This is a genomic window from Streptomyces sp. NBC_00989 (assembly GCF_045162655.1).
In the GTDB taxonomy this organism is placed as follows: domain Bacteria; phylum Actinomycetota; class Actinomycetes; order Streptomycetales; family Streptomycetaceae; genus Streptomyces.
Genome location: NZ_CP108728.1, coordinates 4,217,034 through 4,231,004, shown reverse-complemented (window position 1 = coordinate 4,231,004; position 13,971 = coordinate 4,217,034). Strand labels below are relative to the sequence as shown.

At 69.2% G+C, this 13,971-nt stretch carries 18 protein-coding genes and 1 pseudogene; 10 read left to right on the top strand and 9 right to left on the bottom strand.

What is annotated here, in order from left to right:
- Positions 1-66: 66 nt before the first annotated feature.
- Positions 67-411, bottom strand: a complete 345-nt coding sequence (locus tag OG714_RS18165) for a hypothetical protein (RefSeq protein WP_406122219.1) — start codon at positions 409-411, stop codon at positions 67-69.
- Positions 412-489: 78 nt separating this feature from the next.
- Between OG714_RS18165 and OG714_RS18160 the strand changes: the two genes are divergently transcribed.
- Positions 490-1,134, top strand: a complete 645-nt coding sequence (locus tag OG714_RS18160; protein ID WP_406122217.1) for a helix-turn-helix transcriptional regulator — start codon at positions 490-492, stop codon at positions 1,132-1,134.
- Positions 1,135-1,677: 543 nt separating this feature from the next.
- Here OG714_RS18160 and OG714_RS18155 read toward each other — a convergent pair.
- From OG714_RS18155 to OG714_RS18145, 3 genes and pseudogenes are all read right to left on the bottom strand, one after another.
- Complete coding sequence (locus tag OG714_RS18155) at positions 1,678-3,309, bottom strand: recombinase family protein (RefSeq protein WP_406122215.1); 1,632 nt, start codon at positions 3,307-3,309, stop codon at positions 1,678-1,680.
- An 80-nt stretch (positions 3,310-3,389) separates the two neighbouring features.
- Positions 3,390-3,533, bottom strand: a pseudogene (locus tag OG714_RS18150) (1-aminocyclopropane-1-carboxylate deaminase); the annotation flags it as partial.
- A 261-nt stretch (positions 3,534-3,794) separates the two neighbouring features.
- On the bottom strand, positions 3,795-4,385 hold the full coding sequence (locus OG714_RS18145) for an N-acetylmuramoyl-L-alanine amidase (RefSeq protein WP_406122213.1): 591 nt from the start codon (positions 4,383-4,385) through the stop codon (positions 3,795-3,797).
- Positions 4,386-4,683: 298 nt separating this feature from the next.
- Between OG714_RS18145 and OG714_RS18140 the strand changes: the two genes are divergently transcribed.
- From OG714_RS18140 to OG714_RS18105, 8 genes are all read left to right on the top strand, one after another.
- The gene (locus OG714_RS18140) at positions 4,684-6,090 is read left to right on the top strand and encodes a family 2B encapsulin nanocompartment shell protein (protein ID WP_406122211.1); all 1,407 of its coding nucleotides are present in this window, start codon (positions 4,684-4,686) and stop codon (positions 6,088-6,090) included.
- Between the two features lie 113 nt (positions 6,091-6,203).
- Positions 6,204-7,280, top strand: a complete 1,077-nt coding sequence (locus OG714_RS18135; protein ID WP_406122209.1) for a family 2 encapsulin nanocompartment cargo protein polyprenyl transferase — start codon at positions 6,204-6,206, stop codon at positions 7,278-7,280.
- A gap of 261 nt (positions 7,281-7,541) precedes the next feature.
- Positions 7,542-8,147: a GNAT family N-acetyltransferase gene (locus tag OG714_RS18130; protein WP_406122208.1), complete on the top strand. Its 606-nt coding sequence runs from the start codon at positions 7,542-7,544 to the stop codon at positions 8,145-8,147.
- Between the two features lie 4 nt (positions 8,148-8,151).
- Positions 8,152-8,349, top strand: coding sequence for a hypothetical protein (locus tag OG714_RS18125; protein WP_406122207.1), 198 nt, complete (start codon positions 8,152-8,154; stop codon positions 8,347-8,349).
- 84 nt (positions 8,350-8,433) lie between these two features.
- A complete protein-coding gene (locus OG714_RS18120) occupies positions 8,434-8,847 on the top strand; it encodes a YciI family protein (RefSeq protein WP_406122206.1) in 414 nt (137 codons plus the stop codon).
- 5 nt (positions 8,848-8,852) lie between these two features.
- On the top strand, positions 8,853-10,070 hold the full coding sequence (locus tag OG714_RS18115) for an RNA polymerase sigma factor (RefSeq protein ID WP_406122204.1): 1,218 nt from the start codon (positions 8,853-8,855) through the stop codon (positions 10,068-10,070).
- A gap of 9 nt (positions 10,071-10,079) precedes the next feature.
- Positions 10,080-10,430, top strand: coding sequence for a DUF952 domain-containing protein (locus tag OG714_RS18110; protein WP_406122203.1), 351 nt, complete (start codon positions 10,080-10,082; stop codon positions 10,428-10,430).
- Positions 10,418-10,651: a hypothetical protein gene (locus OG714_RS18105; RefSeq protein ID WP_406122202.1), complete on the top strand. Its 234-nt coding sequence runs from the start codon at positions 10,418-10,420 to the stop codon at positions 10,649-10,651. Before OG714_RS18110 ends, OG714_RS18105 begins: the two co-directional genes overlap by 13 nt.
- Here OG714_RS18105 and OG714_RS18100 read toward each other — a convergent pair.
- The 4 genes from OG714_RS18100 to sodN all read right to left on the bottom strand — a co-directional run bounded on the left by OG714_RS18100 (position 10,638) and on the right by sodN (position 12,840).
- Positions 10,638-11,387 (bottom strand): VOC family protein, encoded by a 750-nt coding sequence (locus tag OG714_RS18100; protein ID WP_406122200.1) that lies wholly within the window; start codon positions 11,385-11,387, stop codon positions 10,638-10,640. The two genes, OG714_RS18105 and OG714_RS18100, sit on opposite strands and share 14 nt — an antisense overlap.
- A 56-nt stretch (positions 11,388-11,443) precedes the next feature.
- Entirely contained in the window at positions 11,444-11,860 is a 417-nt protein-coding gene (locus OG714_RS18095; RefSeq protein WP_403985196.1) for a VOC family protein, read from the bottom strand.
- A gap of 10 nt (positions 11,861-11,870) precedes the next feature.
- Positions 11,871-12,281 carry a helix-turn-helix transcriptional regulator gene (locus OG714_RS18090; protein WP_019058262.1) on the bottom strand — a complete coding sequence of 137 codons (411 nt, stop codon included), beginning with the start codon at positions 12,279-12,281 and terminating at the stop codon, positions 11,871-11,873.
- A 163-nt stretch (positions 12,282-12,444) separates the two neighbouring features.
- Positions 12,445-12,840, bottom strand: a complete 396-nt coding sequence (gene sodN / locus OG714_RS18085) for a superoxide dismutase, Ni (RefSeq protein ID WP_019058247.1) — start codon at positions 12,838-12,840, stop codon at positions 12,445-12,447.
- Positions 12,841-12,985: 145 nt separating this feature from the next.
- Between sodN and sodX the strand changes: the two genes are divergently transcribed.
- Entirely contained in the window at positions 12,986-13,420 is a 435-nt protein-coding gene (gene sodX / locus OG714_RS18080) for a nickel-type superoxide dismutase maturation protease (protein ID WP_406122197.1), read from the top strand.
- Here sodX and OG714_RS18075 read toward each other — a convergent pair.
- Positions 13,324-13,953 (bottom strand): CGNR zinc finger domain-containing protein, encoded by a 630-nt coding sequence (locus OG714_RS18075; protein WP_406122196.1) that lies wholly within the window; start codon positions 13,951-13,953, stop codon positions 13,324-13,326. The genes sodX and OG714_RS18075 overlap by 97 nt on opposite strands.
- Positions 13,954-13,971: the final 18 nt, after the last annotated feature.

Below are 13,971 nucleotides of genomic sequence, written 5' to 3'. Positions count from 1 at the left end.
ACGATACCGATATCGCGATGATCAACAGCGGACCGGCAAAGTCTCCAATCCTCCGACCAAGTTTCGTCATGTGCCCTCCGTCGATTCGCCGTCGTCGGCATCCATGCCAGGCGCAATCCCGAGTCGAGCGCCGCGACTCTCGGCAACCTTTAGCGTGTCACGCAGAGCGTGGGCCAGAGTCTTCCCAAAAAAGCGCAGCTCACGGGGGGACACCGTGGGGTCCTCCAGCACTTCTATGACCTGCTCCAGGAGTTCAGAGCCCAAGGCGAGCTGCATCTGTTCGACGTCATCAGCTCTGCGGGACAGGAAGCTGTCAGACCCATCGGAGATCAGAAAGCACCTCTTGCCATCCTCTGTGCTCCAGGGCAACAGCCTTGGAGCACTGTTCCTTTCGGCCTCAGTCATCGTCATGAGTCGATCCTGTGACACCCGTGAATCCGCAACTAGCTGCCCAATGTGGGCCCACCTGTAGGCCCGATGTAGGCCACAATGGAGGGTATGAATATCGGGGAACGGATTCGCGACCGGCGGGAACAACTCGGTTGGTCCCAAGCGCGGTTGGCGAGGGAAGCGTGCCGCGTTGCTGGCGTGGGCCCCGAGAAGCTAGGCAGGCAAGAGATCTACCGGTACGAGACAGGGAAGCGCACGCCGCGCGACTGGCTGGCCCCGATCGCTCAGGCTCTGGGCCTGTCCGTCCACGTGCTCAGTGGTGACCAGCCCGACGCGGACTCCCTGTCCGGGATCTGGCACAGCCGCTACACCTACGAGAGCACGAGTCGAGGCAAGGTCACACGACATCACTACGTGATCATGCGGCAGGTGGGGAACCGACTGCACGGCGAGAGCCTGCCTGGGTCTAACGACTCCCCGATCTTCGTGGACCTCACCAAGGATGGCCCAGCACTCACGGGCACGTGGACCGAGCGCACAGCGGCAGAGGGGTACTACAAGGGGGCGGTTTACCACGGCGCCGTACAGCTCTTGGTCGAGATCACCGGCCGGAGCATGGAGGGCATGTGGGTCGGGTTCGACAAGTCGTTCACGATCAACAGCGGCCCTTGGTCCCTGACGTACGAGACCGCAGACACGTCCCGACGGGCCCTCACGCGCTTCAACCGGCCGCCCGTCAGGTAGGCCAGCCCCCGAGCCTCTACGGAGCCGTACGGCCGCAGCAGGCCGCCAGCCCGGACCCTCACGGGGCGCCAGGTAGCCAGTCGTGAAGGCGAACGTATCGCCGGGTCTTGGGATCGGAGTAACTTTTCTCTACTTACTCAAGGGCGCGCCTTCGGCGCGCCGGGCGGTCCTGCCGCCCCGGCCGGGCGTGCGGCCTTCGGCCGGTCCCGTCCGGTCGGCAACCGCCCGACACCGGGCAAGCCTTGAGCGTTGATCGTGCACCGGCCCCATCGGTCGAACTCTTCTTCACTAGATCTAAATGGCGCGCCGTCGTGGTCGGGTCGACGTGGCTGGGGGCGGACGGCCTACGAGGCTTTAGGCAGCCACCATGGGGCGAGCCTCGAAGAACAGGGGGCCGATCGGGCTAAACGCGGGCAGGCTCCAAGAGACTGCCCGATCCGCTGGCGAGCGTAAGGCCCCCTGTTCACTCGCCCCATGGCAGCTCCCGCCCAAAGCCTCTACGGCCGGCCGCGTGGCAAAGGTGCAGATCAGGGGACCTCAGGTCTACGCAATCAGGTCGACCAAGTACGGGTCGCCCTCGAACATGACGATGCCGCCTACGCGTTCCGGATCACGCCGCAACGGCTGTTGCTTCTCGCCCACCCAGTGGAAGCAGCAGTCCGCCAGCAGTGAGAGCCAACTTCGCTTGCACCCCTGGCCACGTGGAGGAAGGACAGTGAACGAGTGCAGCACGACCCGGAGCAGCATCCGAGCTTTCTCCTGATCTGCGGCACGCCATGCTGAGCGCAGGAGTTCAGGATCATAGAGAATCGAAAGGTCTGTGGCCGCCTTGATTTCTGACAGTTCATCATTTGCGGATTCAAGCTGACCGTCGATCGCTTCCCGCATACTCAAGTACCGGTGCTCACCTTCGGCCCCCTTGAATCGCCCGTGGACGAAATACGCGTCATCCAGTTTCGACAACCGCAACTGAGCATCGGCCACAGTGGCGATCAGCTCAATTCGCCGAGCCTCTCTTTCCGGATCGTCGTAGGCGAGCCACCGGTTAGCAAGTTCGTGAAAGAGCGCGTGATCGCTAGAGAACGAGCGCACGCGCACCATGAAGGCCGCCGATATAGCACGGTCGAGATCCTTCACGAGCACAGTCATTCCCTTGCATGCTGCTTTCCCGAGGTTGACACGCCGATAGCAGCGGTATTGCTGCCCGCTCTTGGTCATGTTGCCGCCGCACCGGCCGCACTTCGCGAAACTCGACAGGAGCGACTGTGCCCCAGGCTTTCCACGCCTGCCACCGGCGAACGAATCCGATGTGCGGGATTGCAGGCCAGCGAGAATACGGGCCCGCTCACCCACCGTGATGACACCCTCGCCCACGCTGACCGGTTTCCCTTCCTCGCCCATCATGGGCGTGTCGGTCAGCCGCCACCGCTCCCGCCCCTTGTCGTCGGTGTAGCGCTCGTGGACCGGCATCAGCCCCGCCCAAGCAGGGGAGTGAGCGAGTTGCGTAATCGTCGATGACCGCCACATACCGCCGCGCCGAGTCTTCAGGCCCTCGGAGTTCAGTTCGTCGGCAATCACTTGGGCCGATTTGTTGTCCAGCAATTCCTTAGCGATTCTGCGCGCAGTCGCATACTCCTTCGGGTTGTGTTGCGTGCTCTTTTTGCGCACACGCAATCCGTAGGGAGGCTGGCCGCCAGGCCATGCGCCAGAAAGCTTCTTCTCTGCTTTGGTGCTGCGTGTACGGACTGACGTGTTGTACGACTCTGAGCGCGCCTGTTCGGCCAACCATGCAAACAGCCCGCGATGTTGCGGGATGCTGCTGTCCAGGCCGTCGATGTGCGCGACGAGACGAGCGCCCTTTTTCTCGAACTGGTCGAGTACGTTGCCGACCTGTCCCATGCCCTGACGGCTCAGTCGGTCGAGCTTCCACACGAACAGGTGCCGAACTGCATCAGCCACTACAGCGGAAATGGCCTTGTCGAACTCATCGCGGGTGACGCCTGCTTTGAACGCAGAGAGTTCTTCAATCCAGACCTTACGGACCGTCAGCCCCTCGCGCGCAGCACGTTCCCTGAGATCGCGCTCATGCTTCTTCAGCGTTGTCTTGTCGTCTTGCCAAGTGCTGCGCCTGAGGTACAGATCGCACAGCTTGGCCGGATCTGTAATCGCACCCATAGTGAGAACCACCTTCAGTGAAGGTGTAGGTGGCTGTCCAACCAATAAAGACCAGGTCAGTAACCACCTACGCCAGTCGGTCTGTTCTCGATGAGGTCCGGGTGGATCAGGTCGTCCCGCTTGAGCAGCAGCCGGACGCCGTGCCGGCCGAAGCGCCCGTCCGTGATCTCCTCCACCGGCGACGGGAGCCGGGGCCGTAGCGCGGCGAGGTCGGGGCTGGTCACGGCACCATTGTCACCCGGGGCGTCCGGGCTGCCCGATCGCCCGCGTCGCCCGGGGAGGCCATGTCGGCCGGGGTGCCCGGGGTGCCCGGAGTGCCCGGAGCGCCCGGGGCATTCGGATCACCAGGGTTGTCAGAGGCGCCCCTGTCACCCGGGGCATCCATGTCATCCGTGACGCCGGTGTCACGCGGCACCCCGTGTCACCTGTGCCACCAATGTCACCCATGCCGCCCGTGCCACCCGGCGCCCCGTATCACCCGGTGGTCACTTCAGCCGGTCGTGGACCCGGTCGCGCAGCCAGTTCATCGTGAACCCGCGCGGGTCCACCTTTCCGGGCTGCCACTCCAGGTGCCCGATCACCGAGCGCGCCGTCCAGCCGTGGTGGCGGCAGATCGCCGCGCAGACCTTCTCGATCGTCTCCAACTGGGCCTCGGGCCACGGGTCCTCGCCGTCGCCGAGGTTCTCGCACTCGAAGCCGTAGAAGTGCCGGTTGCCGTCGGTGTTGGCTTCGTTGTCGTGCGGCAGCGCCTTCTCGGCGATCACCGCGCGCAGGACGTCGTCGTCGCCGAGGCCCGCGTGGTTGGCGCGGCCGTAGCCGACCAGGTGGAGGGCGCCGTCCTTGGTGATGACGCCGTGGCAGAGCGGGCCGGGCAGGTCCGGGCGGCCCTCGCGGCACAGGCCCACCGTGTGCGCGCTGCCCTTGGTGACCGTGTGGTGGATCATCACGCCGTGGACGGGCCCCCACGGGCCCTTGTGGTTGCGGTTGTGGTGCTCCCAGTCGCCGACCTCGACGACCTTGACGCCCTCCGCCTTCAGACCGGCCAGGAAACCGCCCGCGGACATGGGTGAGGCCATGAACGCCTCCTTCGTGCTGTGCGACGGCCGCCGTTCAAGGCCGTCTCGTATCGCTGCTTGTACCGAAAAAGCGCGGTACGGACGACTTGTTCGTACGGTGTGCGAGCTGATCCGGACAACGCCGGACCCGGCAGCAACTCGAACAACATTCGACGTAAACAGCCCCTGTGCCCAGCAGTTGAAGATCCATTCCCGCTCTTTTGGGTAATACCATCAGCACGCTCCGTGAGAAATGCTGATGCGCGAGAACGATGCCGGGCGCACAGGTGCCGGGCATGAATGGGGAGGGCATTTCTCTATGTCGGTAGGCGAAGAGGTCCGCGCGGAGCAGAACAAGCCGCAGCAGAGTCTTGGTACGGCGGCTGCGCGGAACCTGGCCACGACCACGAAGTCCGCGCCGCAGATGCAGGAGATCAGCTCGCGCTGGCTGCTGCGCACGCTGCCGTGGGTGAACGTGCAGGGTGGCACATACCGGGTGAACCGACGGCTGAGTTACTCCGTGGGCGACGGCCGGGTGACATTCGTGAAGACCGGCGACCGCGTCGAGGTCATTCCCGCGGAGCTCGGCGAACTGCCCGCGCTGCGGGACTACGAGGACGAGGAGGTGCTCTCGGAGCTGGCCACCCGCTGCCGGCAGCGGGAGTACGCCCCGGGGGAGGCGATCGCGTCGTTCGGCGGCCAGGCCGACGAGGTGTACCTGCTGGCGCACGGCAGGGTGGAGAAGGTCGGCACGGGCCCGTACGGCGACGACACGGTCCTCGGAGTCCTCGCCGACGGCGCCTACTTCGGCGACCAGGCACTGCTCGACCCGGAGTCCATCTGGGAGTACACGGCCCGCGCGGACACCGCCTGCACGGTGCTGATCCTGGCCCGCGGAGACGTCGAGCAGGTCGCCGAGCGCTCCGAGACCCTGCGGGACCACCTCGCGCAACTGCGCGCGATCCCGGAGCAGCGCACCAACAAGTACGGCGAGAAGTCCATCGACCTCGCCTCGGGCCACTCCGGCGAGCCGGACATCCCGCACACGTTCGTCGACTACGACGCCAAGCCGCGCGAGTACGAACTGAGCGTCGCCCAGACCGTCCTGCGCATCCACTCGCGCGTGGCCGACCTCTACAACCAGCCGATGAACCAGACGGAGCAGCAACTCAGGCTCACCGTCGAGGCGTTGAAGGAGCGCCAGGAGCACGAGCTGATCAACAACCGCGAGTTCGGCCTGCTCAACAACTGCGAGTACGACCAGCGGCTCCAGCCCCACGACGGCGTGCCCGGCCCGGACGACCTGGACGAGCTGCTCAGCAGGCGGCGCGGCACCAAGATGCTCCTCGCCCACCCGCGCGCGATCTCCGCGTTCGGCCGCGAGCTGAACAAGCGCGGCCTGGTCCCGGAGTCCATCGACGTCGCCGGCAACCGCATCCCGACCTGGCGCGGTGTGCCGATCTACCCGTGCAACAAGATCCCGGTCAGCGACCGGCGGACCACCTCGATCATCGCCCTGCGTACCGGCGAGGCCGAACAGGGCGTCATCGGCCTCCAGCAGGCCGGCATCCCGGACGAGATCGAGCCGAGCCTGTCGGTGCGCTTCATGGGCATCAACGAACAGGCGGTCATCAACTACCTCGTGACGGCCTACTACTCGGCGGCCGTCCTCGTGCCGGACGCCCTCGGCGTCCTGGAGAACGTCGAGATCGGCCGCTGGAGGTGACGTTTCAGCAGATGGACGCGGTGTCCCCGCCCGTCAGGGCGGGTACACCCCGGTCGTATGCGACCGGTCGCAGCGCAGGCGTCACCGTCCGCGGACTGTCCGAGGGGGACCCCATGGCCGAGTTCAGGACGGAGACGAGACAGCGCGCCGACGGGACACCGCCGGCCGACGGGCACGAGGCGGCGGTGATCCTGGAGGGGGCCAGGACGTCCGTCGACCCCGAACTGCGCGCGGCGATCGACTCGTTGCCCGGCTCGATGCGCCGGATCGCGCTCTACCACTTCGGGTGGGAGCACGCGGACGGCACCCCGGCGGCGGGCAACGCGGGCAAGGCGATCCGCCCCGCCCTCGTCCTGGCCGCCGCCACCGCACTCGGGGGCGAGCGGGTACGGGCGAGCGCACTGCGGGCCGCGGCGGCGGTGGAGCTGGTCCACAACTTCACGTTGCTGCACGACGACGTGATGGACCGGGACGCCACCCGCAGGCACCGGCCCACCGCCTGGACCGTGTTCGGCGACGCCGACGCGATCCTCGCCGGGGACACCCTCCAGGCGCTGGCCCTCCGGCTGCTCGCCGAGGACCCGCACCCGGCGGCCCCGGCCGCCGCCGCTCGGCTCGCGAACTGTGTCGTCGAACTGTGCGAGGGCCAGCACGCGGACACCGCCATGGAGAAGCGCGCCCCCGGCGAGGTCACCCTCGACGAGGTGCTCGCCATGGCCGAGGCCAAGACCGGCGCGCTGCTCGGCTGCGCCTGCGCGGTGGGCGCGCTGTACGCGGGGGCGTCCGCCGAGGACGTCGAGGCGCTGGACGCGTTCGGCCGCCAGGCCGGGCTCGCCTTCCAGCTGATCGACGACGTCATCGGGATATGGGGCGACCCCGGCCGCACCGGAAAACCGGCCGGCGCCGACCTCGCCGTCCGCAAGAAGTCCCTGCCCGTGGTCGCCGCCCTCACCTCGGGCACACCGGCGGCGGCCGAACTCGCGGAACTGTACGGACTGCCGTACGAGGAAGGGGAGTTGGAGCGCACCGCGCTCGCCGTCGAGCGGGCGGGCGGCCGGGACTGGGCGCAGGACCAGGCGGCCGACCGGATGGGACGGGCCGTGCAGGAGCTGGCCCGGGCGATCCCGGACCCGCAGGACGCGGGCGGTCTGCTCGCGCTGGCCGAGTTCGTGACCCGGCGCAGCAGTTGATGACTCCGGAGCCTTCGGGAGCCGTGCGGCCCTGACTCCGCACGGCCACCGGGCCCCGGACGGGCGGGTCCCGCGCATCCCCACGGTGCGCGGGGCCCCTCTTTTTTGTGGCTCGGTTCGCCTCCGGGGCGCCGCTGTGTTCAATATGCGCCTACCGGCGCGTGGCGTTGTCGAGAGGCCCCTTCGGCTCACTTGCCCGTAAGTCCCGCTAGGCTCAACGACCGTTCAGGTGACGGTCGTTGAGAGCTAAAGGGGCGGATCATGGGCGTGGCGATACGGGCGGCGGACGAGGGCGACAGAGAGCTGGTCGTCCGGCTGTTGGACGAGGCCTTCCAGGACGATCCGGTCAGCGGCTGGATCTTCCCCGACGCCGAGTACCGCCGTACGACTCACCACAAGCTGATGGCCGCCTTCACCGACGCCGTGTTCGCCGACGGCCGTATCGACCTCGCCGAGGACGGCGCGGCGTGCGCGCTGTGGCTGTCGGTACCGGGCGAGGCGCATGCGGAGGGCGGCGAGGACGAGGCCGTACAGCTGCGGGAGTTCGTGGATCCCGACAACGAGCGGGTCGAGACGATCGCCCGGCTCATGGAGGAGGGGCATCCCGCCGGCCGCGCCCACGAGTACCTGTGGATGATCGCCGTCGCACCGGGCCGGCAGGGCGAGGGCCTCGGCGCCGCGCTCATCCGGCACGTCCTGGACCGCTGCGACCGCGAGGGCCTGCCCGCGTACCTGGAGGCGAGCAGCGAACGCAGCACCAAGCTGTACGAGCGGCTCGGGTACTCGTTCACCGACCGCACCCTCGACCTCCCGGACGGCCCGCGCATGTATCCGATGTGGCGCGAGCCCCGTACGGTCCTAGGCTGAGGACATGGGCAGAGACGAGCACACCTGTCCCGTCTGCGGACAGCCGGTGGCCACCGTCGTGAGGCGGTACAAGACACTGGGCGCATGGGTGCCGAAGTGGGTGGCCGGCCCGTGCCGGAACCCCGAGTGCGAGGCGTACGTCGGCGAGGGCACCGAGCCCGAAGGGAAGCCCGGAACCGAATCCGGCCCGAAAGAATCCTGAACCGTGTCGAGAATCCCGGCCCGGCTCCGATGTCTCCTGTGACAGCCGCCCGGCACGGGTGGCGCGAGCCGAAGGAGCGGACTCATGAAGTACCTGGTCATGGTGCAGGGCACACAGGCGGACTACGACGGCATGCAGGGCAAGCCCACCCCGGGTTCCCCGGCGTGGAGCGAGGCGGAGATGCAGGCCATGTTCGCCCACATGGGTGCCATCAACGACGACCTGTCCGAGACGGGTGAGCTGATCGACGCGCAGGGGCTGACCGAGCCGGCGCGGACCCGGCTGGTGGCGCTGGGCGCGGACGGCAAGGCCGTGATCACCGACGGGCCGTACAGCGAGACAAAGGAGCTGATGGCCGGCTACTGGGTCCTGGAGTGCGCGAGCCTGGAGCGGGTCACGGAGATCGCCGACCGCGTCACCCGCTGCCCCCAGCCCGAAGGCGCCGCCAACCGCGCGGTGGTGATCCGCCCCATCCAGGGCGGTACCGCGGACATCTGAGCCGTATGCGCGACACCACCGGGACCACCGGCATCGAGGACCTGCTGCGCCGCCACGCGCCGCAGGTCCTCGGCGCGCTCGTGCGCCGGTACGGCCATTTCGACGCCGCCGAGGACGCCGTACAGGAGGCGCTGCTCGCGGCCGCCCGGCAGTGGCCGGAGCACGGGGTGCCGGAGAATCCGCGCGGCTGGCTGATCCGGGTCGCCTCGCGGCGGCTGACGGACGCGCTGCGCGCCGAGGAGGCGCGGCGGGCGCGGGAGGAGAAGGCGGCGGCCCTCGAACCCCGGGAGCCGTACTCGGCCGAGCCGCCGCGCGAGGACGACACCCTTTCCCTGCTCTTCCTCTGCTGCCACCCGGAGTTGACCCCGACCGCGCAGATCGCGCTCACCCTGCGCGCGGTCGGCGGGCTCACGACGGCCGAGATCGCCCGGGCGTATCTCGTCCCCGAGGCGACCATGGCGCAGCGGATCAGCCGGGCGAAGGCGAAGGTGCGCGGTGTGCGCTTCGGGCGGCCGGACAACTGGGCCGAGCGGCTGCCCGCCGTCCTGCACACGCTGTACCTGATCTTCAACGAGGGCTATACGGCGACGTCCGGCCCGAGTCTCACGCGGCGCGAACTCGCGGGCGAGGCCGTCCGGTTGACCCGTGCCGTGCACCGACTGCTCCCCGAGGCCGGCGAGGTGGCGGGGCTGCTCGCGCTGATGCTGCTCACCGACGCCCGCCGGGCCGCCCGCACCGGCCCGCACGGCGAACTCGTCCCCCTCGACGAACAGGACCGCGACCTTTGGGACAAGGCGGCGATCGAGGAGGGCGTCGCCCTCGTCACCCGTGCGCTGTCCCAAGGGCCCGCCGGGCCATACCAGTTGCGCGCGGCGATCGCCGCCGTGCACGACGAGGCGTCATCGGCGCGGGCGACGGACTGGCACGAGATCCTCGGCCTGTACGAGGTGCTGGTGCGCCTGGTCCCCGGCCCCGTCGAACGCCTCAACCGGGCCGTCGCCGTCGCCATGGTCGACGGCCCGCACGCGGGCCTGGCCGAACTGGACCTGCTGGCGGACGAGTTGGGGGAGGGGCACCGCCCCGACGCGGTCCGCGGCCACCTCCTCGAACGGGCCGGCGATCTCACCGCGGCCCGGGCCGCCTACGAGTCGGCGGCGGCCAGGACCCTCAGCCTGACCGAGCAGCGCTACCTGCGCGCGCGGGCGGCGCGGCTCGGGCCGTAGCGTGACCCCATGCCGGAATCCGAACCCACCACCGCCACCACCATCCTCCACATCACCGAACGCGCCCTCTGGGACGCGGCCCGCGAGCGCGGCACCTACGAGTGGTCGACCCGCGGCCGCACCCTCCAGGAGGAGGGCTTCATCCACTGCTCGACCCGCGCCCAACTCCCGCGCGTGGCAGCCTTCTTGTACGGCTCCTACGACGGCCCCGACGACCTGGTGGTCCTGGCCGTGGACCCGGGACGGCTCGGCGTACCGCTGAAGTACGAGGCGCCGGAGCCGGGTGGGGAGGAGTTCCCGCACGTCTACGGGCCGATTCCGGTGGACGCCGTGGTGGACGTGGAGGTGTGGACGGCTTGAGCCGATTATGGCGCCGGGTCCTGGTGGCGTGGGCGGTCGCCGTGGTCGTCGGGGGCGGGCTCACGCTGTGGCTTCAGGACCCGGGCGGGCCGCACGAGCCCGGCGGGACGCCGCCGTTGCTGAGGCAGGACAGCCAGGACACGGCGAGCGCCTGTCCGAGGCCGACGGACTCGCGGTATGACGACCCCCGGGTGATCGTCGTCTGCGTCAGGGGCGGTTAGGGAGCCCGCCGGTCTCCGGGTCGCGCCCGGTCAGGCAGTACGTACCGCCCGCCGGGTCCCGCATCACCGTCCAGTGCTTGCCGTGGGACACGACGGTCGCGCCCAGCCGCTCGTGCCGTTCCCTGGTCGCGTCGATGTCCGCGCAGGCCAGGTCGAGATGGGCGGCGGCGGGGCGTTCCGCGCCGAGGCGTTGGAGCAGGACGCGGATCGGCAGGCCGGGCGGGGGCTTGAGCACATGGAACTCGGGGAGCGCGCCCGCCAGCGAGGCCCAGTCGGGCAACAGGGCGCTCCAGAAGGCGACTTCGGCGTCGTAGGAGCCGGGTCCGATGTCGAGGGAGACCTGGTCGAGGCGGCTGCCGGCCACGACGGGCGGTCGTACGGACTCGCCGTGCCAGGGGCCGGCGCAGAACAACTGCCCGGCGGGGGACCGCAGTACGGCCCAGCTCTCGTGCTCGGCGACGGTCTCCGCGCCGAGTCGCAGCGCGGCGCCCACGAACGCCGGTACGTCCTCGACGGAGAAGTCGAGATGAGCGCCGCCCGGGCCCGCCTCGACGCCCTGGACCTTCACACAGGCGTCCGCGCCCTCGGCCAGGAGGGTGACGAACTCGCCCTGGTCACCGCGGAGTTCGGACAGCCGGGTGTCCGTGACCGCCGTCCAGAAGGCGTGCGCCGGGCCCAGGAGGCCGAGCGGGCGGTCGACGAAGGCGTGGGTCCAGCGGACGGTCGGTGCGCTCATGGCGTGATCGTAGGCGGGAGGCCGCGCCCCGCCCGCGTGATTTTCGGTCCCGTCCTTCAGTCGCCGTTGCGCTGCATGAACCGCAGCATGTTCCCGGCCGGGTCGCGGAACGCGCAGTCGCGGACGCCGTACGGCTGGTCCGTCGGCTCCTGGACCACCTCGGCGCCGGACTCCTGGACACGGGCGTAGAGGGCGTCGCAGTCGGCGGTGGTGAAGTTGACCCCGCGCAGGGTGCCCTTGGCGAGCAGTTCGGCCATGGCCTGCTTGTCGGCGGGGGAGGCGTCCGGGTTCGCGGCCGGCGGCTCCAGGACGATCTCCACGTCCGGCTGCAACGGCGACCCCACGGTCACCCAGCGCATGCCCTCGAAACCGACGTCGTTACGGATTTCCAGCTCCAGGACGTCGCAGTAGAAGGCGAGCGCCTTGTCGTGGTCGTCGACGGCGATGAAGCACTGGCGGAGTTTCAGGTCCATGGACGACAGGCTAGGGGCGGAGCGGCGGTCCCGCCCGGTTGGGCCGGGTAAAGGTGCGGGCCACGCAGGACGGGATCACGGCGCCCGCCTCGTGGGAGCGGGCCCGGTAGGCGCTCGGGGTCTCGCCGACCAGCTCGGTGAAGCGCGAGCTGAACGAACCGAGCGAGGTACAGCCGACGGCCATGCACACCTCGGTCACGCTGAGATCACCGCGCCGCAGCAAGGCCTTCGCCCGCTCGATCCGCCGGGTCATGAGGTAGCTGTACGGCGTCTCCCCGTACGCGGCGCGGAAGCTGCGCTGGAAGTGGCCCGGGGACATCAGCGCGGTCCGCGCGATCGAGGCCATGTCGAGCGGCTCGGCGTACTCGCGGTTCATGCGGTCGCGGGCCTGGCGCAGCCGTACGAGATCGTCGCGGTTCACGCCGTCCAGGATGGCATGGGAGCGGGCAGTTGACGCCCCCGCCGAAAAGACCCGGCACATGACGAAGGGGCTCCACCGGTGAACCGGTGGAGCCCCTTCCCCGCGCCCGCTGACCGTCGATGGTGCACCGATCGCCGGTCGGCCGGGCCGGGCCGACTGGGTGTCAGGCCTTCTTGGTCTCCCAGAAGATCTTGTCGATCTGGGCGATGTAGTCGAGCGCCTTCTGGCCCGTCGCCGGGTCGGTGGACGCCTTGGCGGCCGAGAGGGCCTTCAGGGTGTCGTTGACCAGCTGGTGCAGCTCCGGGTACTTCTCGAAGTGCGGGGGCTTGAAGTAGTCGCTCCAGAGCACCGAGACGTGGTGCTTCGCGAGCTCGGCGCGCTGCTCCTTGATGACGATGGCGCGCGCCTGGAAGTGCGGGTCGTCGTTGGCGGCCATCTTGTCCTGCACGGCCTTCACCGACTCCGCCTCGATGCGGGCCTGGGCCGGGTCGTACACACCGCAGGGCAGGTCGCAGTGCGCGCTGACCTTCACCTTGGGGGCAAACAGGCGGGAAAGCATGGAGCGTTCCTTCCTCGTGATCGTCTTCTCAGGTGGGACATTACTCCCTGGAGAAGCTGATTTCGCGAGTGCCCCCATGGGCTTAGGACAAAAGTCCAGGGTCGGACTCAGACTGGTGGAGGATAGGACCGGGGAGGTGCCGGGGATGCCGGAGCTGTCGCAGGAGACCGAGCGCGGGAGGGCCGCACTGCCCTTCGGGACGGCCGAGGTGACCGGGCCGTCCATGGTGCCGACGCTGGTCCACGGGGATCTGCTGGTGGTGCAGTACGGGGCGCGGATCGGGCCCGGCGACATCGTCGTGCTGCGGCACCCGTTCCAGCAGGACCTGCTGGTCGTCAAGCGGGCCGTGGAGCGGCGTGACGGGGGGTGGTGGGTGCTCGGGGACAACGCGTTCGCCGGTGGCGACAGCACCGACTACGGCGCCGTTCCCGAGGATCTGGTGCTGGGCAAGGTGCGTTTTCGGTACCGGCCGCTCAAGTCCGGTCAGCGTTCGCCGGTCGCGCTCGTCCGCTGGGCGCTCTCGGCCGCCAGGCCCGTCCTGTCCGACCGGTCGGCCTCCAGGCGCTTCCGGGCCCGGTAGGCGGCCACGTTGGCTCGGGTCGCGCAGCGGTCCGAGCAGTAGCGCCGGGAGCGGTTCGTCGAGGTGTCCAGGTAGGCGTTGCGGCACGGCGCCGCCTCGCACAGGCCCAGGCGGTCGACGCCGTACTCGGTGAGGTGGAAGGCCAGGCCCATCGCCGCGATCGCCGCGTAGCCGGCCGTCGCGTTCGACGGGTGGTCCGCGAGGTGCATGTGCCATTTCGGGCGGCCGTCGTCGTCGCGGACGTTGTGCCCGGAGATCTGCGGGCTGACCGGGAACTCCAGCAGGAGTGAGTTCAGCAGGTTCACCGCGAGCGTCTCGTCGCCGCTGTCCGCCGACTCGAAGACCGCCCGCAGCCGCGCCCGGACCGAACGGAAGCGCGTGACGTCGGCGTCGGCGGCGCGGCGGGCCGCCTCCTGATTGCCACCGAACAGGTCACGCACGGCCTCGACCGAGGTCAGGGCGTCCTTGCCCCGCGCCGGCTCCTCGGTGTTGACGAGGCGCACGGCATAGTCCGAGTAATAGGCCAGTTCCACTTGTAGTCCTTACGGAGG